This window comes from Faecalimonas nexilis, from assembly GCF_059731825.1.
Window position 1 is genome coordinate 1,079,936 of the sequence record NZ_AP029189.1, and the last position, 25,021, is coordinate 1,104,956.

The 25,021-nt window shown below is 35.2% G+C and carries 23 protein-coding genes; 18 read left to right on the plus strand and 5 right to left on the minus strand.

Annotated features, from left to right (window positions below; genetic code table 11):
* Nucleotides 1-8 precede the first annotated feature (8 nt).
* From AC6I5B_RS05365 to AC6I5B_RS05395, 7 genes are all read left to right on the plus strand, one after another.
* Nucleotides 9-539, plus strand: a complete 531-nt coding sequence (locus AC6I5B_RS05365; protein WP_004613124.1) for a hypothetical protein — start codon at nucleotides 9-11, stop codon at nucleotides 537-539.
* Nucleotide 540: 1 nt separating this feature from the next.
* A complete protein-coding gene (locus AC6I5B_RS05370) occupies nucleotides 541-1,074 on the plus strand; it encodes a hypothetical protein (RefSeq protein ID WP_004613123.1) in 534 nt (177 codons plus the stop codon).
* A 194-nt stretch (nucleotides 1,075-1,268) separates the two neighbouring features.
* Entirely contained in the window at nucleotides 1,269-1,463 is a 195-nt protein-coding gene (locus AC6I5B_RS05375; protein ID WP_497773658.1) for a hypothetical protein, read from the plus strand.
* Nucleotides 1,464-1,505: 42 nt separating this feature from the next.
* The gene (locus AC6I5B_RS05380; protein WP_004613122.1) at nucleotides 1,506-2,753 is read left to right on the plus strand and encodes a WD40/YVTN/BNR-like repeat-containing protein; all 1,248 of its coding nucleotides are present in this window, start codon (nucleotides 1,506-1,508) and stop codon (nucleotides 2,751-2,753) included.
* A 326-nt stretch (nucleotides 2,754-3,079) separates the two neighbouring features.
* Complete coding sequence (locus AC6I5B_RS05385; protein WP_004613120.1) at nucleotides 3,080-3,922, plus strand: metallophosphoesterase; 843 nt, start codon at nucleotides 3,080-3,082, stop codon at nucleotides 3,920-3,922.
* A gap of 290 nt (nucleotides 3,923-4,212) precedes the next feature.
* Complete coding sequence (locus AC6I5B_RS05390) at nucleotides 4,213-5,769, plus strand: Mu transposase domain-containing protein (protein WP_118724013.1); 1,557 nt, start codon at nucleotides 4,213-4,215, stop codon at nucleotides 5,767-5,769.
* On the plus strand, nucleotides 5,766-6,530 hold the full coding sequence (locus AC6I5B_RS05395; RefSeq protein WP_022250343.1) for an ATP-binding protein: 765 nt from the start codon (nucleotides 5,766-5,768) through the stop codon (nucleotides 6,528-6,530). Before AC6I5B_RS05390 ends, AC6I5B_RS05395 begins: the two co-directional genes overlap by 4 nt.
* Nucleotides 6,531-6,750: 220 nt before the next feature.
* Here the strand turns inward: AC6I5B_RS05395 and AC6I5B_RS05400 are convergent, their stop codons facing one another.
* The 3 genes from AC6I5B_RS05400 to AC6I5B_RS05410 all read right to left on the minus strand — a co-directional run bounded on the left by AC6I5B_RS05400 (nucleotide 6,751) and on the right by AC6I5B_RS05410 (nucleotide 10,016).
* Nucleotides 6,751-7,677: a penicillin-binding transpeptidase domain-containing protein gene (locus AC6I5B_RS05400; protein WP_004613118.1), complete on the minus strand. Its 927-nt coding sequence runs from the start codon at nucleotides 7,675-7,677 to the stop codon at nucleotides 6,751-6,753.
* 159 nt (nucleotides 7,678-7,836) lie between these two features.
* Nucleotides 7,837-9,627 (minus strand): BlaR1 family beta-lactam sensor/signal transducer, encoded by a 1,791-nt coding sequence (locus AC6I5B_RS05405; protein WP_004613116.1) that lies wholly within the window; start codon nucleotides 9,625-9,627, stop codon nucleotides 7,837-7,839.
* A complete protein-coding gene (locus AC6I5B_RS05410; RefSeq protein ID WP_004613115.1) occupies nucleotides 9,627-10,016 on the minus strand; it encodes a BlaI/MecI/CopY family transcriptional regulator in 390 nt (129 codons plus the stop codon). The genes AC6I5B_RS05405 and AC6I5B_RS05410 overlap by 1 nt, the downstream gene beginning before the upstream one ends.
* Nucleotides 10,017-10,146: 130 nt before the next feature.
* On the opposite strand from AC6I5B_RS05410, the gene AC6I5B_RS05415 reads away from it, so the two are divergent.
* The 4 genes from AC6I5B_RS05415 to AC6I5B_RS05430 all read left to right on the plus strand — a co-directional run bounded on the left by AC6I5B_RS05415 (nucleotide 10,147) and on the right by AC6I5B_RS05430 (nucleotide 15,158).
* Nucleotides 10,147-12,228 carry a penicillin-binding transpeptidase domain-containing protein gene (locus AC6I5B_RS05415; protein ID WP_028087046.1) on the plus strand — a complete coding sequence of 694 codons (2,082 nt, stop codon included), beginning with the start codon at nucleotides 10,147-10,149 and terminating at the stop codon, nucleotides 12,226-12,228.
* 29 nt (nucleotides 12,229-12,257) lie between these two features.
* The gene (locus AC6I5B_RS05420) at nucleotides 12,258-13,454 is read left to right on the plus strand and encodes a DUF6070 family protein (RefSeq protein ID WP_243242397.1); all 1,197 of its coding nucleotides are present in this window, start codon (nucleotides 12,258-12,260) and stop codon (nucleotides 13,452-13,454) included.
* A gap of 56 nt (nucleotides 13,455-13,510) precedes the next feature.
* Nucleotides 13,511-14,695, plus strand: coding sequence for a DUF6070 family protein (locus AC6I5B_RS05425; protein WP_004613111.1), 1,185 nt, complete (start codon nucleotides 13,511-13,513; stop codon nucleotides 14,693-14,695).
* 121 nt (nucleotides 14,696-14,816) lie between these two features.
* The gene (locus AC6I5B_RS05430) at nucleotides 14,817-15,158 is read left to right on the plus strand and encodes a winged helix-turn-helix domain-containing protein (RefSeq protein WP_195484378.1); all 342 of its coding nucleotides are present in this window, start codon (nucleotides 14,817-14,819) and stop codon (nucleotides 15,156-15,158) included.
* 31 nt (nucleotides 15,159-15,189) lie between these two features.
* On the opposite strand, the gene AC6I5B_RS05435 is transcribed toward AC6I5B_RS05430, so the two are convergent.
* On the minus strand, nucleotides 15,190-15,441 hold the full coding sequence (locus AC6I5B_RS05435) for a helix-turn-helix domain-containing protein (RefSeq protein ID WP_004613108.1): 252 nt from the start codon (nucleotides 15,439-15,441) through the stop codon (nucleotides 15,190-15,192).
* Between the two features lie 213 nt (nucleotides 15,442-15,654).
* Here AC6I5B_RS05435 and AC6I5B_RS05440 point away from each other — a divergent pair, with 213 nt between their 5' ends.
* The gene (locus AC6I5B_RS05440; RefSeq protein WP_004613107.1) at nucleotides 15,655-15,990 is read left to right on the plus strand and encodes a hypothetical protein; all 336 of its coding nucleotides are present in this window, start codon (nucleotides 15,655-15,657) and stop codon (nucleotides 15,988-15,990) included.
* Between the two features lie 103 nt (nucleotides 15,991-16,093).
* Here AC6I5B_RS05440 and AC6I5B_RS05445 read toward each other — a convergent pair whose 3' ends face one another.
* Nucleotides 16,094-16,420, minus strand: a complete 327-nt coding sequence (locus AC6I5B_RS05445) for a helix-turn-helix domain-containing protein (protein ID WP_004613106.1) — start codon at nucleotides 16,418-16,420, stop codon at nucleotides 16,094-16,096.
* A gap of 407 nt (nucleotides 16,421-16,827) precedes the next feature.
* Between AC6I5B_RS05445 and AC6I5B_RS05450 the strand changes: the two genes are divergently transcribed.
* The 6 genes from AC6I5B_RS05450 to AC6I5B_RS05475 all read left to right on the plus strand — a co-directional run bounded on the left by AC6I5B_RS05450 (nucleotide 16,828) and on the right by AC6I5B_RS05475 (nucleotide 25,007).
* Nucleotides 16,828-17,265 carry a sigma factor-like helix-turn-helix DNA-binding protein gene (locus AC6I5B_RS05450; protein WP_497773659.1) on the plus strand — a complete coding sequence of 146 codons (438 nt, stop codon included), beginning with the start codon at nucleotides 16,828-16,830 and terminating at the stop codon, nucleotides 17,263-17,265.
* 593 nt (nucleotides 17,266-17,858) lie between these two features.
* Nucleotides 17,859-19,832 (plus strand): ATP-dependent DNA helicase, encoded by a 1,974-nt coding sequence (locus AC6I5B_RS05455; RefSeq protein WP_044924746.1) that lies wholly within the window; start codon nucleotides 17,859-17,861, stop codon nucleotides 19,830-19,832.
* Between the two features lie 167 nt (nucleotides 19,833-19,999).
* Entirely contained in the window at nucleotides 20,000-21,118 is a 1,119-nt protein-coding gene (locus AC6I5B_RS05460) for a tyrosine-type recombinase/integrase (RefSeq protein ID WP_004613101.1), read from the plus strand.
* Between the two features lie 14 nt (nucleotides 21,119-21,132).
* Complete coding sequence (locus AC6I5B_RS05465; RefSeq protein ID WP_244342449.1) at nucleotides 21,133-23,112, plus strand: tyrosine-type recombinase/integrase; 1,980 nt, start codon at nucleotides 21,133-21,135, stop codon at nucleotides 23,110-23,112.
* Complete coding sequence (locus tag AC6I5B_RS05470; RefSeq protein ID WP_009244227.1) at nucleotides 23,099-24,595, plus strand: tyrosine-type recombinase/integrase; 1,497 nt, start codon at nucleotides 23,099-23,101, stop codon at nucleotides 24,593-24,595. Before AC6I5B_RS05465 ends, AC6I5B_RS05470 begins: the two co-directional genes overlap by 14 nt.
* A complete protein-coding gene (locus tag AC6I5B_RS05475) occupies nucleotides 24,585-25,007 on the plus strand; it encodes a DUF6262 family protein (RefSeq protein WP_244342447.1) in 423 nt (140 codons plus the stop codon). Before AC6I5B_RS05470 ends, AC6I5B_RS05475 begins: the two co-directional genes overlap by 11 nt.
* Nucleotides 25,008-25,021: the final 14 nt, after the last annotated feature.

Here is a 25,021-nt window from a genome sequence, read left to right on the forward strand (position 1 = left end):
AAAACATAATGGATATATTATTTCAAATACATTATGAGTGGAACAAAGAACTCTTTTGTTTATATTATCAAACCCAAAATAGAAAGTACAGAAGGATATTATTATTCTTTTGTGGAGCAGTGATTATATTTTCATTTTGTCTATGTAGTAAAATTGGAAGAGAAATGATTATGACTATGATGATATTATTTGTTTGTGCTGTGATATTGATAAATAATATATATCTGAGACTAGCGACTTATATACAAATGGAAACTGCTTTAAAACAGTATGGAACTGGAAAAAGAATTATGACAATAAAAAAAGATGAGATTAATGTTTTAGTTCCGGAAAGCGGTAAGAAAATAATAGTGTCTTTTATCGAAATTATGGAAATTGGCACCATAAAAGAGTATTGCTGGATTCGCGTTATTAATCAACTTATTTTTATAAGAAAAGAAAATTTTGTTATCGGAGATATAGAAGACTTTAAAAGATTTATTAAATTAAACACATTAGCTGGAGAAGATTGGAGTAGGGTATGGAAAGGAAGAAATTAAAATGGATGTCATTTTACAAAATCATACATTGTATGATGAGGCGGTGATAGAATATTATTATCAAAATTTAAAATATGAAAATAAAAATGGAAAAAGGGAATTGGCTGATCTGAGTCGTCACTTTATAATCATTGAAGTATTTATTGGAATTGTAGTTTGTACTTTGATTGGATCAGACAAATGGATCTATAGTATTCCGCTTATTGCAATAACTTTTATATTTTTATATTATTGGACAATAAGTTATACTAAGAAAATATTTTTAAAATTAGATTCAAATTATTCTTATAAAAGGTATAAAGAGAAAGTAACTTATAACTTTTATGACGATAAGCTGGAAATTATAAGAAAGTACGATAGAACCATTATTGAATGGAAGAATATAACCTGTTGTAATATCAAAAAGAATCTTTGTTGGTTAGGATATGGTAATAAAGGGCTTGTAATTAATGGCGATGAATTTAGTTTTGGTACAGAGGAGCAATTTATTACATTTATAAAAAATAAAAATCACATTAATATCAATTTAGAGTAATTATTAGATTGAAATAAATGTTAGGGATCAAATAAGAATCCCTTTTCCAATTCATAAATCCATTTATTGGATTTATGGATGGACATATCTCAAATGATTACAGTTACATGTTATCTTTGGAATATGATAAAGTTGCCAAAATATGACTGACACATCATGTTAGAAGAGACAAAAATGAAAGAATCGAGGGGTGTATGAAGAATATTTATAAATTATGTGGGAAAACCAGTCTTTGTTTTTACCTGCTGTTTTTATATCAGGCATGGTATGTATGTCAGTATGGTGGGCTGAGAAGGCATTTGCTGATTTTGCTGATTAGTCTGTCTGAAATTTTGCTTAGTTCTGTACTATGGATGATTGCAAGGAAAAAGATGCAGCAAACATCTTAGCTCGAGAATAAAGTTCTTTTACGAATAGAGATTTTTCTTGCGTTGCTTGGTACAATCTATTTTGGCGGGCGTATCATTTATTCAGCAATTCCGTACAACGGGCATTTGTCATGGAAGCTTGATGAATTATGGAAGAAAAGGGAAGTAGATTTTGTCCACGATAACTTCTTTGAAGATGGTATCGAAGGAATTCTGACGGATTTAGAGGAAAAGCTTGAGATGCCGAAAAATCTTTATGTGGTAAATGGATTTAAGATGTCCTTTAATGAGACTGGGAAAGTTCAGACCTTAGATACCTTTCTTTACGGAAAAAATAAAAAAGGAACAGAAAAGACATATCTGATTACTTATGACAGAAAGATAAATGAGAAGATTATTGTTTGGGTGAACGGAGAAGCCAATGCCGATTATAATGCCGATATGCGTTTTGAGCCAATGCTCCGGATATTGGAGAAAGCAGACAGCGAAAATCAGGTGAAAATGTGGTCTTCAATTTTGGAAAATGAGACCTATGAACTTGTATATTATGGGCGCCGGTCTTTCGGAGTGATGGACGGGCTGCGTTATCTTCCCGGTGATGCAGACGGAGATGGTGTTGATCAAGGAAGTGAAAATTTTACACAACTTTTCAATGGCGGAGAAATTGTGGGATTTGAGGTTTCTCTTCACATGCCAGCTGTGAAAGATATCACTCCTGTTCGCTATATGATGGAACCAGAATATATCAGCCAGGAAGTGTTAGATAAAGAACAGATGGATGAGGTAAAAGATGTGGAAAGCTGGACAGTAGATCAGACAGACGGCAGTATGTATTTCTTTTTAGATGATAAGATAGGATGGCGTCTGGTGGTGGCTGATGCGGCGGCGGGAAGCAGATTTTACCAGTTGGAAAAAACTGCGGATGGCGGTGACACATGGGAAATGGCAAACCAGAATCCCTTTGGCGGAAATCTTGGGGTAACAGAGGGGTTGGAATTCTTTGATAAAAATTTCGGGTTTGCAGGGCTGACAGGAGCTTCCCAGTCCCATTCCAGCCTTTATGTCACCAGGGATGGAGGTACAACCTTTACGGAACTTCAGCTACCTTTGGAGACTGTGACAGAGCTACCGCCTTTGGCAAAAGAACTTAACTTTACCATAGAAAATTATAAATACTGTGAGATGCCGAAAAAGAAAGAGGATATCCTGACTATAAAGCTTTTAACAGGAGCTGGGGAAATCCAGGGAATTCGCTTTGAGTCAAAGGATAACGGAGAGACATGGGCATATGCTGGAATTAGTGTAGAGTGAGTATACATATGGAATGTCAGAATCTGGGGTTGGTTACCTGGATGTAATTTTAGACATTAGTATTCTTTGCTATAGCTTTAGATTTAAGATGCAATGGTTGGCTGTAATAGTTAATGCAATTGTAAAGTTTGTTACTAATCAGGCCAAAACCACACAGATGTCCAGCATAAATTGACAATTTGTAAGGCAAGTAACTGGAAGATTGTAAGTTAAAAAACATTGTGGTTTAAAGATTATATATTTCTTTATGCCACATTTTTTGTAACATAAATGTCACAAGCAGCTTTTATTTTGAGCAAGATAATTTATGGGAAGGATAGATCTTTATGATAAGATTTTTGAAAATTTTTTTTGGAACAGTCTTCACACTTCTTATTTTGATTGGAAGTTGTGTGTTTTATGCTTTTAAAATCGAACCGTATCGTATTGCATCAAATCAATTATATTTAAACGAAAAAACTTCTGATTTTATTAAAGTTGTTCAATTCTCAGACACGCATATAAAAGCGGATTTTAATTATAAGAACCTGGATAAGGTTGTAAACTATATCAATAAGCAAAATCCAGATGTTGTTGTGTTTACAGGGGACTTGTATGACAATTATGCCAAGTATCATGATGATGAACATATCATAAAAGAACTACAAAAAATCAATGCAACATATGATAAAATAGCAATATGGGGGAATCGCGATTGCGGTGGTGGAGCTGCCAGACAGTATGAAAATATTATGCAGCAATCAGGATTTACTGTGCTGAAAAATGAAAATTGGTATGTGACTACTGATTCAGATAAAAAAATATTATTTACAGGGTTAGATGATAGTATGCTGGGAAATGTATATATGCCGGATTCTACAAAGATATATGATTCGAATTACAATATTCTGTTAATACATGAGCCAGATACAGCAGACTCTTTTCAAGAATACCCTTATGATTTAGTGTTGAGCGGACATAGTCATGGCGGGCAAGTTAATATCCCGTTTATTCCTGCTATTAATCAAAAAGCTATCTCTTCTACAAACCTCGCTAAAAATTATGTCAGCGGAATGTATGAATTAAATTCAAAGACAAAAATATACGTAAATACAGGAATCGGAACTACACATGTTTCTGGTCGGTTGGGGGTTGTTCCAGAAATATCTATATTTCATATTTATTTATAATAATTGGAATTGATAAGGCTACGTTGTTAATAGTTAATAGTGTGTTAAAAGAGATACACTCTCTTATTTGATGTTATATAAAGGTAAATTAGACCAAATAATAATGTGCTTGTATGTAGAAGTAATATGTAAAATACAGACTGCAAATTTCGCCCGACCGGTGTGAATATTTCGTTTGAAACGGTGTGAGCACATTGTTCCACCGGTGTACCTGCTCGGAATATCGGTGTGAGACTTATTGTGGTATAGTTTTCTCGTGGTAAAAACAAATGAGAAAGGAGCATACAATTATGCAAAACTGTACTACAATTCTTGGAATCATCGATATGCGTCAACGTGGCATATCCTATGATGATTGCCGTAGCCGATACAAAGTTGGCTGCAGCACAATTACTCTGATCATGAACCGCTTCAAAGAATCCGGCAAAGATCTTGATACGCTGAAACAAATGTCGGCAGAGGAAGTGGAACATCTATTCTTTCCACCCGAAAACCTCCGCAGAAAAGATGATTCCGTTATGCCTGATTACCAAGCCGTCTATGAGCGGCTAATTATGCCAGGAAGCAAAGCAAATCTCTTTTATCTGTGGCTAAAATACAAGAAGGACTGTCCTTCCGGTTATCAATATACACAGTATTGCCTGTATTTTAAACGCTTCGTTGAAAAGCATTACGGCTCGGAAGCTGTCAGCATGGTCGTGGAACGGATTCCAGGAGAAAAGGTTTACATCGACTGGGTCGGTGATCAACCGGAAATTCTTGTGGATTCATCAACTGGTGAAATAAAAAAGGTACATTTTTTTGTTACAACTGTTGGAGTAAGCAACCTTATTTATGCGGAAGCCTTTGAGGATGAAAAACTGCCCAACTTCATTGCCGGTACTGTTCATGCATTGGAGTCCTATGGTGCAGTGCCTAAATATCTCGTACCAGACAACTTAAAAACTGCAATCACCAAGCATACCAAGGATGAACTGGTAATCAATAGTGTCTATCAGGACTTAGAGAATTTCTACGATGTAGTAATCCTTCCACCACCGCCTCGCAAGCCGAAGGGAAAACCAACGGTGGAGAAGTACGTTCAGTTTCTGGAGACACATCTGTTGGAAGACCTGAAAGAAAAAGTTTACTACAGTATCGAAGATATCAATCGTGATGTACGGCAAAAAATAGCGGACATCAACAACGAGAAAAGGACCTCCCAGTCCCTTTCCAAAATGGAAAGTTTCCTTCGATATGACAAACCACAGATGAAGCCACTTGCCGGTGAATCCTTCTCGCTGTGTGATTATAAATACTTTGCCCGTGTACCGAATAATTACCATCTGTTGTATGATGACCACTATTATTCAGTATTGTACACGTATTATAATCAGCCTGCAATTCTTAAGGCTACAATGGCAGAGGTACGAATCTGCGACCGGAATAACAAGCTGATTTGTACCCATAGAAGGTCCTACAAAGACTTTCCCAAATACATCACCAAGCCGGAGCACATGGCTCTAGAGCATCAATACTACAAAGAAGTGAATTCTAAAGATGGCGCTTATTACAGACGATGGGCCTCGAGTATCGGTCCATATATGGGTAAACTTATTGATTCCGTGCTTCTTACACCTCAGCACGAAGAACAAGCCTATAATAGTTGTAACGGCATTCTTCATATGTGTAAGAATCAATCCAGACTTTTGCTGGAAGATATCGCAAAAACATGCGTGGAAAGTAATGCCTGTAGGTATTCTTATTTCAAAAAGCTCCTGAAAAATATGCAGGACAATCATTCGGTACCGACTACATCCTCACTTCCAGAGCATAGTAACTTACGAGGGAAGGAGGAGTATCGATGATAAATAAAAACCAACTTTCCACAGAGGACTACGAAATCTGCAGTAAGCTTAAAAGTATGCGGTTCTCCGGTATGGCAGAAGCATTGGAGGAAGTGTTTGCAGATCCCAATGCAGAACTTCTTCCATTCAGAGAAAAAATACAGCGTATCGTAGATGCTGAATGGAATCTGCGCTATTCCAAGAAACTGAATCGTTTTATCAAAAAGGCAACCTTGAAATATCCCGCTGCTGATCTGGATGAAACGCTTTATAATCCGGAACGACAGCTGGATGTGCGCATCATAGAGGAACTTTCCAAATGTGAATGGATTGAACAGGGAAAAAATCTTGTCATAACAGGAAAAACCAGTTCCGGTAAAAGCTACCTTGCCAATGCACTTTGTATTTGTGCCTTGCGGCAGTTCAAGACAGTCCGGTACATGAAGGCTAGCCAGTTGATAAATGAGTTGTCCAAAGCAGAAAAACTCGACACTTATCAAGAAGAACTGAATCTGTTCGCTGGCTATGATCTTCTTGTCGTTGACGATTTTGGATTGATGAACATGGATGTTAATAAGTGCCGAAACTTATTTGAGGTATTCGACAGCAGAGATCCTCATAAATCCATCCTTGTAATCTCTCAGTTCCCTGTACCTGCCTGGTATGACATGTTTCAGGATCATACTTATGCAGAGGCGTGCCTTGCACGCATGCTTAGTGGAGCCTATCGTTTGGAGATGAATGGTAAGAACATGAGAGATATGGAACCTATTAACAAGTAACAACAAACGGATAACGCACCGCTGGTGCGAGCCTCTTACACCGCTGACGCGGGAAAGGGGCTCCGTTTATCCGAAATGTGCACAGACTATGTATGTCACTAATTTAAGATCAGGTTTAGAGTACATAGTAAAAGAACAAAATGATTTGGCAAAAGATTACTATAAAAAAATCGCCCAGCCTGTGAGAGTCTGAGGCGATTTTTGATAGGGTATCTTATTGTCATTTATTGTCATTAAGAATTTGAATGGCGATTTCCTTTGCGGCAGTGCTTGATGTGTTGCCTGCATCTGATTGTCCGAGATATACACAAAAATATTTATTTCCTTCTAGTGTTTCTGCAAATCCTGTGAACCATGCATCTACAACAATACCCTCTGCTTTTCCCATTCCTGTTTTTCCATAAATAGATATTTCCGTATTATTCTCTTCTGATATCAACATTACTTGTTTTAAAATATTTTGTGTTCTTTCTGAGTAGGTGGAGTCAGTTCCGAAGATTCGTTCCATCACTTCAACCTGTTCTTTTGGAGAAATTTTCAAAGACGATTCTATCCAGAAACCTGTTAAGGCTCTATTGTTGTTATTAGTATTTAACTTTCCCTCCCAATCAGAAATATCACAATTTCCATATTTCAGTTTATTAAGTTCATTCTGCATTTTCACCTTGCCAATGTCATCAGTGACCTGACGAAAATACCAAACACATGAGGTACGAAATGCATCAGAAAAATTGATATCTCTATTCCAGTCCTCATTCCAAAATATTTCACCGCTCCAAGGACGCACAGAATTATCAGGATCAATAATTCCGTTTTCTAAACCGATTAACGAAGAGATAATTTTAAATGTAGAACATGGAGATCTCTGCGTTAGAGCCAGTTCTTTATTATATATCATATAGTTTTTTTCTGTTGGATCGTATACTATTGCGGTCCCGGTTAAGCCTTCAAAATAATTAGACCAATCTACTTCAGTTAGTGTGGGTTCTTGTGATTCTACTACAGAAAATTTCTCTGGAGTAGGATCTTTTGTATCCTGTTGTATATTCTTAGCGTCTGAATTATTATGATTCGTGCAACCTGAAAATGCAAATATACCAACCAAAATTCCAATAATTAATAGATAAAAAGACTTGTTTTTTTTCATATTATTTCTGCCTATCCTAGAAATTAGTTATTCTATAAATGTTTCATAAACCTACATTAACTATATAAGCCGATACTTTTAAGCTTTGATTATCTTGATAAACACTAGTGTTAATAGGCATCAACCTCCTTAGCTTTTGGGAATAAAGTATTTTCATTTTTAAGAGAATAAAGAATTTAATATTTCTATAGTTATTTCTGAAGCAGCACTGCCGGTGGCATTCTCGGAATTCTGAAGGTTGGTAGCAAAACAATAAGTATTTTCACCGTGTTCAATAAAGCCAATAAACCAACCGTTTGTATTTTGTCCATTCAATGACCCAGTACCTGTCTTTCCATATAATTTTCCAATGGATGTATCAGAAATAAATAAGGCATCTTTTATTGCTTGAATATTTTTTTCCTCAAACTCCCATTTATTTTCCAGAAGTTCAGATAATAGGATTACCTGTTCTACCGGTGAAATCTTTAAGGAAGATTCGGACCAATAATCTTCAATACCAGCTGATAAATCGCAATTCCCATATGAAATTTTGTTATAATAAGAATAAAGTGTTTGGTATCCTATTTGTGTATCAAGATTTTGAAAATACCAATTAACAGAATTACGTAAAGCTGTAGTAAGGGTTTGGTCTTTGTTCCATGAATCAAAATAATAGTTTGTTCCGTCCCAGTGCTGATTAGAAGAATTATAATTGATTACACCTTCCTCTAATGCAAATAAACCACTATAAATTTTATAAGTGGAATCCGGAGAAACTCGTTTGGTGCTTAAATCTTTATTATAAATTTTGTATCTATCATTTGTCATATCATATATTACAAAGCTACCACTTGTTTTACTGAAATAAGAAGATAGGTCTATGTCATCTATATTTTGGGAAGTCAAATTATTAGATGAGTCTCGTGATGCATAGACAGTTAATAAGGGACTAATGCAGTATACTAGAACACAAGCGAACACTAAGATTACAATGCTGTTTCTCTTATGCTTTTTAGAAATTTTTTGATAATTTGCTATTTCTTTTATTCTATCTATAATGACCTTTTTTTCTCCACCTAAACGAGAGAGTGGAGAGAGAAAAGCATTGTGTTGCATTTTTTCAGCATATCTTATTAATGTATAGCCATAATCTATACAGTTGTTTTTCCCTATGATGTTAATTACTGAGTTGTCGCATGCAATTTCCCGATCTTTTTGTAATATATGAAATCCGTACCAAATGAATGGGTTAAACCAATATATGATCTGTAAAATGCAACTTATATAATTTAATGCAGCATCCTTGTGTTTATAATGCTGTAATTCATGTAAAAAGATATAATATACATCCTGTTCAGACAGTAATATATCCATATCTTGAGGAATAATTACCTTGGGATATAGAAGACCGTAAGAAACAGGGCTTGAAATATTACATGAAGCGTATAAAGCGACATGTCGTCTTATTTTTAATTTTTCATGACACGAAATGTATTGTTGGTATAGTTCTGGTTCGTTTTCAGAAGTTATCAAAAAAGCTTTTTTTTGGATTAAATGAATTTTAACAATATTATATATAAAATATACTAATGTAAACAAACACCCGATTATCCATATTGCAAATAAGTATTTATCAAGATCATACAAATTAAAATTATCTTGAGCTGACGCAAAATCAGAAGTACCTAATTGAACAGATAAATTTATATCATCAAGTTGTTTTGTAGAAGTATTTACAATTTTACCCGTATCTTGTTGGAAAAAGTGTTGTAACTTTATTAATAATTGATGTGGTCCGATATTTTTGAATGGTATGAAAGGAATAATAAGCGCACATACAAAAATGTACCACAAATAATACCGACTATTAGTTGTAATATAATTTTTTAATAGTTTTTTGAGTAATAGAATTATCCCCAATAAGATACTGATAGTGAGATTACATAATAAAAAGTGAATCGAGAACATTAGGTTTCATCACCACCATTCAATTTAGAGTCTATAAGATGATACATATTCTTTAAATCGCTGTCAGATAATTGGGCATTGGATAGTAAGGAAGATAATAGCGGAGCCATTTCACCATCATAAAAGCGAGATAAAAAATTATGGTTCTCTTGTGATAAATATTTATTTTTAGAGATAATGGGAAAATAGTAATACATACGCCCTTTTTGTTCATAAGAAATAACATGTTTTGACACTAAACGAGATAATAACGTATGAACTGTTTTATTACTCCAATTGTGTATAGATGGAACTTTTTCACAAATAGAATTTGTGCTTATTGGTGACTCATCCCATATTATTTTCATGATTTCATATTCTGCTTCAGATATTTGTGGTAATTTATCCATGTTTATTCTCCTTTAATCTTACTTTCGTAATAATTATAGAGCATTGAAATAGAAACGTCAAGAAGGCTATTGACAAAAAAGTGATAATAGAATATATTACAAACGTAAGATATGGAAACAGGAGACAATTATGAAAAGAAAAAAATTTGAATGGACAGGTAGATTGATATTAATAATATTTTCTTTAATTTTAGTATTGAGCTTGATTTTTTTTATTACGAAACAGACACATAAGAACACTACTGAACAATTGCTAACCGAATATATGAATTATATCAATAAACATGAATATGAAAAAATGTATAAAATGATTTCTAAAGAACATTCATCGAATATTTCTATGGAAGAATTTGTAAAGAGAAATAAAAACATATATGAAGGATTAGAAACGAAGGATTTAAGCATTAAAATTTTAAATGAGAAATCCAATGGTAAAGAGATTTCATATCTTACATCATTTAATACTCTTGCAGGTGAAGTGAAATTTCAAAATGAAGTAAACTTTATAAAAGAAAAATTTGAATATAAACTTGTTTGGAAAGATAGTATTATTTTTCCGCAATTAGAGTCTACAGATAAAGTACGAATAGATACTGTAGAAGCAGAGCGAGGACAAATTTTAGATCGGAATGGAAAAGTGTTAGCTGGAAAAGGGGTTGCATCATCAGTTGGGCTAGTGCCGGGTAAAATTCAGGATAAAGAAAACACAATAATTAAACTTGCGGAGTTGCTTGAAGTGGATATTGATGTGATAAAGAACAAATTGTCTGCAGAGTGGGTAAAAGATGATTCATTTGTTCCTATAAAAACAATTCCTAAAGTTAGTGAATTGGAATTAATGAAAATTAATCCGGATGAAAATCTTGTAAAATTAAAGGAAAATCAAGAGGAATTACTATCAATTCCAGGTGTTATGATTAACGATATCGAAGTTAGAGACTATCCTTTAAAAGAAGCAGCGTCACATTTGGTTGGATATATTCAAAAAGTTACAGCGGAAGATTTGGAAGAGAATAAAGGGAAAGGTTATGATTCCAATAGTGTTATAGGGAGAAGTGGTATAGAAAGTTTATATGAAGATAAATTAAAAGGTCAAAATGGTTGCATGATATATATCGAAGATGAATTTGGAAACAGAAAAGATATTATTGTAGATAAACCGGTTCAAAACGGAGAGGATATTCAATTAACAATTGATGCAGAATTGCAAAAAGTCTTGTATGAACAGTTTAAGGATGATAAGAGTTGTTCTGTTGCTATGAACCAATATACAGGAGAAGTTTTGGCACTGGTCAGTACTCCTTCTTTTAACTCAAATGATTTTGTAATGGGAATGTCAGATAAATTATGGAAAAGCTTAAATGAAGATGAAAGGCAACCTTTGTACAATCGATTCAGACAGGTATGGTGTCCCGGATCAACATTTAAACCTGTTACTGCAGTGATAGGGTTAGACACAGGTATTCTTGATCCTGTAGAAGATTATGGAAACGAAGGTTTAAGCTGGCAAAAAGACTCGTCATGGGGGGATTATTATGTGACCACATTACATGAGACTGAACCTGCAACACTGGAAAATGCAATGATATATTCTGATAATATATATTTTGCAAAAGTAGCACTTAAACTGGGGGAAAATAATTTAACTAGCTTTTTAGAAAAATTGGGGTTTAACAAAGAAATACCATTTGATATTAAAATGTCAATATCACAGTATTCAAATACAGAAGGAATAAAGTCAGAAATTCAATTGGCAGATAGTGGATATGGACAAGGTCAAATCTTAATAAATCCATTGCATCTAGCTTCTATTTATTCCGCATTTAGTAATGATGGAAATATAATTGAACCGACGTTACTATATAACCCAAATTATAATCCCAATATATGGATGCCGGAAGTTATTCAAAAAGAAAGTATTCATACTGTTTTAGAGACAATGAAGAAAGTTATTAGTGAACCAACAGCAACGGGATATGGTTTACATAGAGAGGAGTACACTTTGGCTGGAAAAACAGGAACGGCAGAAATAAAGCTTTCAAAAGAAGATGCAACAGGAACAGAATTGGGGTGGATGGCAGTTTTTACAACTGATCCTAATATTGAGAATCCAATATTGCTAATTAGTATGGTTGAAGATGTAAAAAATATTGGTGGCAGTGGTTATGTAGTTCAAAAAGATAAAAGAGTATTGGATCAATATTTACGATAGGAATGAGATGAAAAAAGGTGAAAATGTTAATGAAGAAAATGTTGGCTATTATTTTGGTTTCTTTAGTATTATCCGGATGTGAAAAAAATGGGTCTCAAAATGATCTTATAATTAATAATACAGAAGAAGAGAATGTGGTGATGGATGAAAATGATGATTATGAATTAAAAAATATTGAAATGGGGAGAAAAGAAGAAAAAGACATTAGTGATCGCTTAAGGAAAATGGTTGGAAAATGCAAAAGGATATACAGTCAGGCAGATAAAGGTAATGCGTCAAATATTGTTCTTGAAGAAGAGACAGTTCATACAATGATCGAAAGTATTGCAGAAGAGAATGTTGCCATTACCTGTGGCAGTCATGATTATAATATGTTGAATTATAAACAAGTTGATGATGCTCTTTCTTTGGCAAAAACAGGAGAAAATACTGAAACTGAATTTTTTGTAATTAATACAAGTGGTGTTTGGATATATAATAAACTTCAATTTAAAAACAAAGATTTATATGTAACATCAGCAACAGCTGCATTTGATGATAATATGAGTCCATATATTGTGCAGATAGAAAAAATTCAGGTATATGATTGGAACTATACTGATAAAGGGTGGATTATATGGGAGAAGGCATTATCAAGAAATCAAGAAATGGATATGCATGTTTTTTATAGAATTTTGCCACTTGATGAACAGTGCAGAGAATTAGGAAATAAATGTATTACACCGGTTAGTTACTTTTGCAATAATCTGTTCCTCGTAGATTGGAATCAAAACAGTTTGGAAAATATAGAGTTTAATGATTTGTTTGAGTTTTTATACACAATGAAGTATGGGGAGAAAATTGATGAAAAAAAATATGCATCAGGCATTCCTAAAGTAGAATTTGAAGAAGTGGTCACAACTTATTTTGATATTTCAATAGAAACCTTGGAAATATATGCTCAATACGATGACGTGAAGGGGGTATATCCATGGGAAGCAATTGGTCCATGGAATCGAATTCAACAATTCCAACCTTTCCCAGAAGTAGTGAATTGTATAGAAAATGAGGATGGATCATTAACTTTGACAGTAGAAGCTGTTTTTCAGGAAGAAGGAACAGATTGTTCATTCAGACATGAAGTGACAATCCGAGAAGAAGGTGACAAGTGGATATATTTGGGAAACTGTATTGAACGTGAGGGAGCATATAAAATTCCAGAATATAAACCGCGAAGAGATTTTTAAGTAAATTAAGAAAATAGATTTTTTTATAACTGATATTGTAATTGGAGAGGAAGAGTATGAAAGTTAGATTAATGATCATTATTGGTGTCATTAGTTTTCTACTAGGAGGATGTAATAAAATACAAAAAAATTCAAATCAAGTACAATTAGTTCAAAGAACTGAAGAAATTCTGGTAGAATCCGAAGATTTGGCAGATGATTATTTTCATATATACAAAGAAAGATGGAATCAAAGCAATAGAAATTCATTGAAATTACAACAAGACATTATTGAATATTTAGGCAGAAAAAACTATATTGCGGTTGACATAAATAATCAAATAGATATGGTAAATGGAGAACTAGTGAAAAAATTTTGCAAGAATGTGCAAAACGAGGTTAATGATAGTATAACAATTTTTTCTATTATGGAATCAGGAGGATTTGTGAGATATGATTTAAACTCTCAAAATGGGGAAATTTATGCCATATGTAGTAATATGACTTGGGATCAGGACGCTCCAGAAGCTGAGTACATTAATGAATTTCAAGTACAATCATGGAAGTATACAAAAAATGGGTATTTTTTCATAGAAGAATATGATCGACAGGGATATGATGGATATCATGGGAAAATTGGATTTCGTGTGGAACCATTGGATGAAGCATGTCGGGAGTTGAATAGAAAGTATGTTATGCCAGTAGGTTATGCTGGAAATAAGTTATTTATAACGAATTGGAATCAAAGTGATTATTCACAACTTGATTTTTATGATCTATATGAGATTATGTATCTTTTAAAATATGAAAAATATGTTCCATATAATTATAGTCAAGAAGGAGTAGAATATTATATTCCAAAACAAGATTTTGAGGAAGTTATTCAAACATTTTTAACAGTTGAAAGTGAAGTATTAGAGTCTAATGCCATTTATAATGCAGAAACAAAAACGTATTTGTACAGACCAAGAGGATTATATGACTATGGATCAACGTATGAACCGTATCCAGAAGTAGTATCATATGAAAAGATGGATGATGGGAAAATTAAACTTATAATTAATGCGGTGTGGGAAAGAACAATGCAGGATAATGCAATGACAAGTGAATTAGTCATTCAGCCGTTAGATAATAACCGTTTTCACTATATATCCAATCAAGTTATTAAGTCGAACTTAGATGACACTTCTAAATGGTACCGAAACCGTTTGACCTATGGAGAGTGGAATAAGATTTATAAAGAAAATGATGAAATAAAATAGAAAGTTTATTTATGAGCGTTTGCTTGAAATTTAAAAGGGCAGGTGAAGCATTATAGAAGTTGAAATTCTTATTCGAATAAAAGAAGAAGAGGGGAATTATAAAGAAATTTTGCTTTGTAATATGAATTATATTGCAAAAAAAATTGCTCTACAAGAAAAAAATATATTAAATCATGCAGATTTGTACTTGGATTACAATAATAGAATAGCATTTCACAAAAACAGAAAAATTAATCTAACAGTAAAAGAATTTGATATCCTATTTTTCCTTGCGAGTTATCCTGGGCAGGTATTTACTCATCGACAGATATATGAAACTGTATGGGGAAAAGAATATTTCTGTGATGAAGGAAATGTTACCGCACATATAGGTCATATACGAAAGAAAATAGAACTAGATCCCCGAAATCCCGCTTTTATCCAAACCGTGCGAGGGATAGGGTATAAATTTGCGAAGAAATAGGACAGGTCCCGCTACATACGGAGTACCTGTCCTATTCTTTATTTGTTCTGCCTAACAGATAATCAGAAGTTACATGGAAATAATCAGCAATTACACTTAATTCATAATCTGGAACAAACCGTGTCCCTTTTTCAATTCTTAAAATTGTCAATTCCGTAAAATCAATCCCAGAAAGAGAAAGACGTGCTGCCAAAATCTTTTGGGAAATATCCTGTTTTTTCCTTAATTCTTTAACGCGAGATCCTATTACGTTTTTGCGTTCACCATTCCAATATATTTTCATAATATCCTCAATGTTTCTAAAGATGAAGTTACATTATTGATTCTAGCGAAATGGAATGGTAATATACTTCTAAAGATGAAGTTTTAAAAATTATTTTATACAACATACAAAGAAGAATAATATAAAGCAATTATTATGTGTTTCGGAGTGGAAATAGAGGAATAATAGAACAAAAGAAAAAAAGATTTGGTACGATGAAAGGAAGAGGGAAGCATGGATGAGCGAGTATGGGAAAAAACTGCACAGTTTTTAAAGGAACTTCGATGTGAGGATACCGGAAGACTTTCACAGTTACAATTACCAGAGTATCAAAAGGCTATGAAAGAAAAATTTTCATATCAGCCGATTTATGAGCAGACAGTTTGTGAAATGACAGATGAACAAAAATGTGTCATTGAGAAATATGTTGGCTTGACAGAACAATGTGCAGAAGAAGAAAACCAACAAGCTTATCTGCAGGGAATGGTGGATATGCTGCTTTTACTATCTGGAAGCGGAATATTGAAAGTTCCCTCCAACATGTTGGAAAAAATCAAGCAATGGAAATGATCAAGCGGTTCATGCATGTGCATGGACCGCTTTGCTAATGTTAAAACTAGAAAAAAGCTAGATAAAATTTGGAATAAAAACAGAATCACTCTGTAACATCAATTTACGTGCATTCATCCCGATTCTTAAGAAGGGTAAGGATATTTTCTAAGATAATCTGACATTCGCGCTTGGAACATTTTGAGAGTAAACGTGTAATCTCAGCGGCAGTATCATCTCTTGTAGAATATAGATAAGCATCTACGGAAAGATTTAATTCTTTGGCAATCCGAAGAAAAAGAGAAAAGCTTGGATTGCATGCGGCACGCTCAATATTTCCATAATGTGTAAGATTAACTTGAAGTCTTTCAGCCATTTCTTCTTGCGTTAAACCAAGTTTTTCACGGTAGCTACGAATCATATCACCTAAACGACTATCAATCTGCGCCATGTGTACTATTCACCTCCATGAAATCTAGTGTATTATGCAACATTGGAAAAGTGAAAATAGTAGTGAACAATATTTGATGTGGTGTATTAAGCAATATTAAAAAAGAAAATGGGATAGAGGCACATAATTTATAATAAGGGATTGATGTGCAATATTAGGCAATAGGAGAAGATTCAGTCATAAGAAAACGTTAAAAAAAGCGTAACAGCAGATAGAAAAAAATGCGGTTTTAAATATGGTGTCTCATACCATATTTCATATACTTATAAATATAATTGTCAAAAAAGAAAGACGTTACTGTGGATAGAAAATCTGCAGTGCATCTTTTTCTATTGGAGTAATCCAAGAAATAGAAGCCCACCACTTCCGATTTGATTTTCGAAAATTCAAATCGGAGGAAAAATGATATGGCATATAACAAAGCAAAAGAAGAATATAAATGGAAAGTATGGAAGGAACAAGAAGAGAAAAAATTACGTGAACTAGGCGTCTCAGAAGAGGTTATTGCAGAACTTCGTGATTATGACTGGAATTGTTTTAAACAAGAACGTAACTACAAAAATCATCAAATGCCTGATACAGATTTTATAGAGAGAACTGAAGATGCTTCCGGAAAGTGGGAAATTCAACAGCCTGTTAACGTGCAAGACTTCATAAAGTCTTTAGATGACAATAAACTAAGAAAAGAACTGCAGAAGTTGGATCAAGTAACATTGTATATTATTCTTTTAAAAACGTTTGGTTATGGTACAGAGGAAATAGGGAAATTGCTTGGAATGAAAGCGAATACAGTTTCTGCACGAATGAAACGCTTGAGAAAAAAATTAAAAAAATGTTTTTTTTAGCGTCATATTTTGTTGTGGAAGTTGGCTAGTAAGTAGGAGAGGTAAGTTCTCTCCTAAGTAGGAATTTTTCCTATACATTTTCGGGAAGGTACTTAGTGCCTTCCCCTCCTCTGTTCCTTGATAATTGGATATCCGCATTATAGAAACTTTCCCATCCGGCGGAGCGTAGCAGAAAGAAACGCCATGACGATATAAAAGGATGGTTCAGTTATTCACTACAACGGACGGCATCAGTGATCATCGTTTTATATAAGAGCGCCCCTTTTATTCTGTAAGCATCCAGGCAGGAATGTGACGCCATGAGTCCGGGTGGATGATAATGATACACCAAAAGATCCGAATGCAGGGATAGATAAACCTTACGTTGTAATCAGTAAGACGTTTGGAATATCTGTGTGGATGTTTTGCCAGACATCCAGCTATAATGTGCCCATTTGATATCGGGGAAGTGAGAGGACAAATACGATATCCAACAACAAAAGAAAATCAATCGAAGTGTGCTGTTGATATCAGATACATGCAGCCAGAGTAACCAAATCTCTGGCTGTATTGATGTGATATTAACACAAATATAAAGATAAGAGGGTGGAAAGATGCATCGGAACGAATATCGGAGAATGGCACACGAAGAGGTGGAAGAGATATTCAGAGAAATACTTCCACAAGCAGGAATGAAAGTTCGGGAAGAACAGATCACACTTTGCCATCAAATGCTTTCCAGCCTGTGTGGAAACAAGATTGCATTATGCGATGCAGCAGTAGGGGTAGGAAAGACTTATGCATACCTGGTAGCGTGCATTCTTTTTCGAAAATACAGTCAATTGTTATCTGGATATTTTTCTATGTGCGGTCAGAGTCAGCCTATTGTGATCTCAACCTCAAGCATTGCATTGCAGGAAGCCATCCAAAGAGAATATATACCTTTTTTATCACAGGTTTTATTGAAGAAAGGAATCATATCTGCCCCTATCCAAGCAGTCATCCGAAAAGGGAAAGAACATTTTGTATGTGACAATCGGTTGGAGCTTCGGTTGGATGCAGTACGAAGAAAAGCAAAAAATCCACTGCAGAGAGAAGCTTTATATGCATTAAGAGAACAATATGACATGGACTCCGTACAGCATCTGAGTGGGTTTGACCGCAGGATGGTATGCGTCCCCAAATACTGCCCGGAAACTTGTGAGATGAGAACGTACTGTCGTTATCAAAAATATTTAAAAGAAGCTACAGATGAAAAAGTATTTATCCAGATCTGTAATCATAATTATCTACTGGCAGATACACTTCACAGAGCCAATGATTTCCGTCCTTTATTAAGAAATTATCAGGCACTGATCATTGATGAAGCACATAAATTTCCAGAAGCAGCAAGGCAGATGTATGGAAAGTCTTTCGGACCGGAAGATTTTATGGAAATCTGCAGTCTTTTAGAAGGGGAACATTATACCCATATTGCGGCAAAACTTCGGGAAGCATTTTCACAGCTCTTTGAAAGTCTGCCAAGACCACAGGGAGTGTTAGAAGAACAGGCACGTTTTCGCTTTGTTCTCAACAGGGAGTCCAGACAGGCATTAAGAAACAGCATCCGCTGGTTGCAGCGGGCGGAAGATCTGTTGATCGGGAATTTATCCAGATGGACAAAGAACCGGCTGGAAGAGAGCAGGGAAGTCCTGTTACAGTTTTTAAATGTGGACCGGAACAATATATTGTTTTTAGAGTATACATCAAAGGGACTGCCAGTGTTTTGCACTGTTCATCGAAAAACAGAAAGTTTGATAAAGGCAGATATTTGGGAGCGTGGCTTTCCAGCCATTCTTACATCTGGCACCTTAAAAGCAGGGGAGAGTTTTCAAAGGTCAGAGCAACTGAACGGACTCGAAGATGTCGGAAGAGTACGTGAATATCAGGCTGATTCACCGTTCGATTATGATGAAAATTGTTTACTATACATGCCAAGACGGAAGAGAAAAGTGTATGATAGCTATCATGGAGAAATCCGTTTCTTGTCTGAGCAGATCCGAAAGCTGGTATGTTCCACATTTGGACATACTCTTGTACTGTTTACCTCTTATTCTATGATGGGGAATGTATACAGAGAATTGAGAGGGAATCTCCCATTTCCGTTGTTGAAGGTATGGAAAGATTCCCAGTCAGTGATCCGTGAATTTAAGGCACAGAAAAATTGTGTGCTTTTTGCAGCTGGTTCCTGCTGGGAAGGCGTGGACTTTCCAGGAGATGTAGTATCTTCTTTGATTATTGTCCGTTTGCCATTTGCGGTACCCGATCCTGTGAGGGAAGCAGAAAGAGAACGATATCAGACTTTAAAGGAATATATTCAGAAAATCATAGTGCCGGATATGCAGATCAAACTGCGCCAGGGATTTGGACGGGCAATCCGGACGGAAACAGATACTTGTGTAGTGTCTATATTAGATTCCAGAGCAGGAAGAGGAGGGAAATACCACAAAGAGGTAATTGATGCACTTCCAGTATGTCGGATTACAGACAGAATGGCAGATGTAGAAAATTTTATTCGGAACCGAAAACGAATCGAATACTATATGTAACAGATTGTAGAGAAATTGTTGGTAGTGCTAAGTTTTCCAAAGAAAATAGAGAAAAATGTAGTGAGTATTTTAGGAGAAACCTTTCGGAATTGTTGGTATTTGTGAATAGCTTTCATAGCATAGAGTGGGTATACTGTGTATAGCGTTAGAGGAAAGGAAGTGAAGAAATGGAACATTTCATAGTGGATATGCAGACAGAAAAATCTAAGAAATACTATTTTATACGGGAAGAAGTCAGCCAAGAAATCGTTCTTCTTCCTTCCCAATATCTAATGCATAAAATGAGGGCGAAAGGTTCGCCAAACACCATCAAGAGAAGCGCTCTTGTGATTTCATATTACTTAAACTATCTGTCTGAGAATCAACTAACGATGGAAGATGTATGGAATATGAAATACGAAAAGCAACAGGAACATTTTACAGATTTTCTTATATGGTTAAAGGCTGGGATGCATAGCAAAGATGAGTACACGAAAAAGCCATACAATGAAACTTGCAATGCATATCTCAAGGAAGTGTTTCGATTGTACAATTTTGCTGAACAGCAGGAAGGTTGCGAGCAAAGTTTAAAAGTATTATCTGATGCACAATACATTGTAAGAAATTCTGTAGGAATTCGAAAGATATTGAATCGGAGAAGTTTTCACGGATACTTAAAGGAAACAGGACATATAGGAAGAACTATAGAGCAGGACAAGATCGTTATTTTACTAAAGGCATGTGCAAATTGCCGCGATCAAGTCCTGCTTTTATTATTAGCAGAAACAGGTTTCCGAATCGGAGAAATTTTGGGCAATCGCTATGCAACAGATATTGATTATGAAAACCATCTGATCTATGTAAATTTTAGAGAAGATAATGAAAATGATGCACGTGCCAAGAATGCAGAATTCCGAAAGGCAAAAGTCAGTGATGCGACATTCGAAATCTTAAAGTTTTATCTGGAAGAATATAAGGACCTGATCTTTCAACAAGAGTATCTTCTGGTCAATGTGTCTGGAAAATATGCAGGGAAACCAATGCAGGACAGCGGTGTACGGAGTTTGATGGAGCGTCTTGAAAAAAAGACCGGAATTAAAGTGACACCACATATGCTGCGACATTATTTCGCAAATACCAGGAGAAAGGCAGGGTGGAAACTAGAACTTATCAGTCAGGCACTTGGTCATCGACACATTGAAACAACTATGAAATATTTGAATATAACAGAGGAAGAACTGATGGAAGCAAGTGATGCATTTTACAGCCAGCACCAATCCCTGTATGGAGTTGATCATCTGTTATAGGAGGAGGCGGTTATGTGCCTGCAATCAGATTACTAGATACTGAGCATCAAACGGAATTGGCCTATTTGCATGAACAGCTTATAGAGGGAGAACCAGTACAAGACAAGTCATGGAGATATGCAGAAGAATATCTGATGCAGTTAGGAATTTATAATGTGATATTAGTAGAAGAAAATGATGTTCGAAATTATAAAAGGTTTCTGCTTGAGGACAGGGACTGTACGATCAGGGCAGCAAATAGTATGACATCATTTCTCAGAAACAAAAAAGCATACTGGATCGAACAAGAATATGGTGATCTACTGGAAGAAATTCGGCAGTGCGAAGGCATCGAAATGCCATTGACGGGTAATATCAAAAATTTTCTTATTCGGGAAGGGATACACCATATCCGAGAAATCGATTATTCTATCCGAGAAAAATATGAACAGTATCTTATGAAGGAAAAGAAGCCAGAACAGGTACTTCGGTATTTAAAGACATTGGATCGAATCAAGCAATATCATATCAGACAGGAAATGAAACAATTTGCAAACATAAAAAAATTTTATTTGAAATACGAACAGCAGATCCTTTTCCTGCCATATCTGCCAGATCAGAAACTGGCTATGGAATTTGATAAGGTACGTGATAAGACAGAATTGGTATGGGACTTTAGTGTCAAGGCTTCAGAAAAGATGAAACAGCAGATTTTTCAACTACTCATACATATTCTTGAGAATGTAAAGGATCCAAAGGATCGGAGAGTACGATTCCTGCTTCCTATGCAGTGGATGTATCAATATTGCATCAACCAAGGGATAGTAGATATAGAAACCATAGAACAGGAAGAGATTGAAAAATTAGAAGAGATAGTAAAGCAGAAGGTGGTTAACTATAAAAACTCCATGCAGATTGTGGATAACAGTCGAAAAATTCTCTTTATGAGTGGAAAGCAGATCCACTGGCATGCAAATGTATGGTACATGGAAAGATTCCACCTTGCGCCAGAAAGAGTGAATCCATGTAATCCGGTGAATAGGTTATCTTTTTACCAAGTAGAAAATTTAAACAATAGAAAGCTGCTACAGGAATATGCAAGATATCAGATAGGAATCACAGGTCTGACCATTGGAAATATTCGAAGCCAGCAAAACTATGTGAAAAAATTTCTAAAGTATTTAGGGCCTGACGTATGTGCTCTTGATGTAACTGAAAAACAGATAGGTGCATATTTTAAGGAAATCCAGCAACAAGAAATTCAAGCAGAAACTGTGAACCGGCAGATACTGGATATCACAAAATTCTATGAGTACCTAAAGATAAAAAAACATATTAAGGCAATTCCGTTTCACCCGGAGTACTATGAGCAGAAAGTATATCCTATACATCATGACAGGAGCGTTGATGAAGATATTTATATGGAAATACTTCACAAACTGAATTTATTTCCAGAAGAATTGCGGTTGATCTTCCTGCATCTATGGGCAACAGGGTTAAGGATCAGCGAAGTATGTACGCTAAAAGGAGATGCATACTACTGGGATGGAGAGGATGCCTGGATCAAAGTGTATCAGATCAAAATGAAGGCAGATAAAATGATTCCTGTTCCATTTATGCTGTATGAGGTTATGCAACAATACATAAAGAAAAATCATATTCATGCAAACGATTATGTTTTTCAAGCTGAACAGGGAGGAGCATATAGAATAGGTTCATTTGTAAAACGTTTTCGAACGCAATGTAAAAAACACAAAATAGCAGATTGTGAGTATGTATTTAAAACACATGATTACAGACATACGCTGGCAACCCAATTTTATGATGATGGTGTACCGATACAAACAATTCGTGATTACCTTGGACATGTAGCAGAAGAAATGACTAAACAGTATGTGGACTATATGCCTAAGAAGATTGAAAAAGCAAATGACAATTACTTTGATAAACCAGAAAATAATATTGCTTTGACAATCACACCAAAGAAGCGGAGATATAGACATGAAAAAGGATAGGATACATATTTACGAAATGGAAAGCTATAAGCATGCCTCAGAAGAACAAAGAAATTCTATGAGAATATGTAAGATCCGTTATTTTGATCTGGAAGGGCTACCATCTAAGGAAGTGAAAGAAATCTTAGAAGCCTTTATATGGGAACGGGGGAAGACTTTAGCATTATCGAGCCTTGCTACTGAACTAACCACCTATAACAATATACGGAAGTTTTTGATAGAGAAGAATATAACAGTATTGCAGAATGCTGATCCAGAAAAGACGGTCAGAATTTTAAAGGGGTGGATGTTAGAAAAGGGATTGGCCTTGTCCAGCATGAAATACCGGGCTGCTTACGATATAACAGCCAGAGAAACACCAGCATTGGAAAGAAAACTGCGTCAGATTCTAAAATTTGCTGAAGTGAAAGATGAACGGGAAGAACAGGAAAAAGATATATGGGAGTTGGAGAAATTTGAATTTCCAATCAGAAGAAATCCCATAAAAAATGTGAAGACCCTTAACTTCACCGATATTTTACAGCCGGATATCAGAGAAGAGGTAAAAAGAACCATATTCTTACATTTAAAATATTCCGCACTTGGCACAATACATTCAGAGATGACTGCAGTAAAGAGATTTAGCCGCTTTTTAAATGTAAGAAAGCCAGAGCTGGAATCATTACAGGAATTGAGTCGAGAAGATATTGAAGACTATTTGATATACTTACAGACGGAGACAACCGAAAGAAAGAACTATCGTTCCGATCTGTATGGCTTAAAACGTGTGATTGAAGATGTGGGGAATATATATGAGAGAAGGCATCTTCTGCAACTTTTCTTAAATAATGATTTTCCAAGTACACCACGATATCAGTTTAAATTTTATTCAGATGCTACAATTAAGCGATTGAATTCCCACATTTTTAATATGGACGAGCAGATAGCCAGGGCATTGATCGTTCACCAGCTTTTGGGAACACGCATTTCCGATACGCTTACTTTAAGAATGGATTGTCTTAGAGAGAAAGAAGGGAGATATTTTGTCCGGATTGATCAAGTGAAATCCATTACTTATGAAAAGGCAGTTAGTAATGAGGTGGGGCGCTTGATTTTAAAAGCCATGGAATATACCAAAGAGCGTTACGGGGAAACAGAATATGTTTTTGTAAAAAAAGATGATCCCACGAAACCATATCAATATGGAATGATCCAGGCACAAGTTATGAGGATGATCCGGCAGAAAGATATACGGGATGATAATGGGGAACTGCTGAAATTCGGGACACATATTTTTAGACACTGTTATGGGAAAAAATTGACCGAGCTTCATATCGAGGATTGGATGATAGCAAGACTACTTGGACATAAAACATTACAGAGTGTCCACCACTACCGGAGAATCGGGAATAAAGTTATGGCTGATGAAACGAGAAAAACCAGAGAAAAAATGGACCTTATATTAATGGACATAATAAAAGGATGGGATGGATATGAATTATGAAAAGATGATAGCCGTGAATCGGATCGAAAGTGAGCAGAAAATTAAGCTGGCCACGATGGCTATAGAACAGTTGATAGAAAAGGGGGAATATCCATCGGTAACTCTGCTGGTGAAAAAAACTGGCTTATCAAGAGGGTTCTTTTATAAAAATCCAGAAGTGAGAAGCAGGTTGGATGCAGCCGTGCAATCGCCCAATGTATCATGTCGAAGAATTTGGAGTGAGAGTAAAGATTCAAAGAATGACAACACCGAGGCACTGCAGATGGAAATCATGGAATATAAGGTCAGAAACCGAAGTTTGTCTCAGGAAAACGAGGAATTGCGAGGTCAGATAGAGGAACTTAAGGTTCAAGTGGAGAAACTAAAAAGCAGGATTAAAAAGAAAGAGCTTTCCATGCTGAAAAAATTATAATTAAAGGAAAAGGT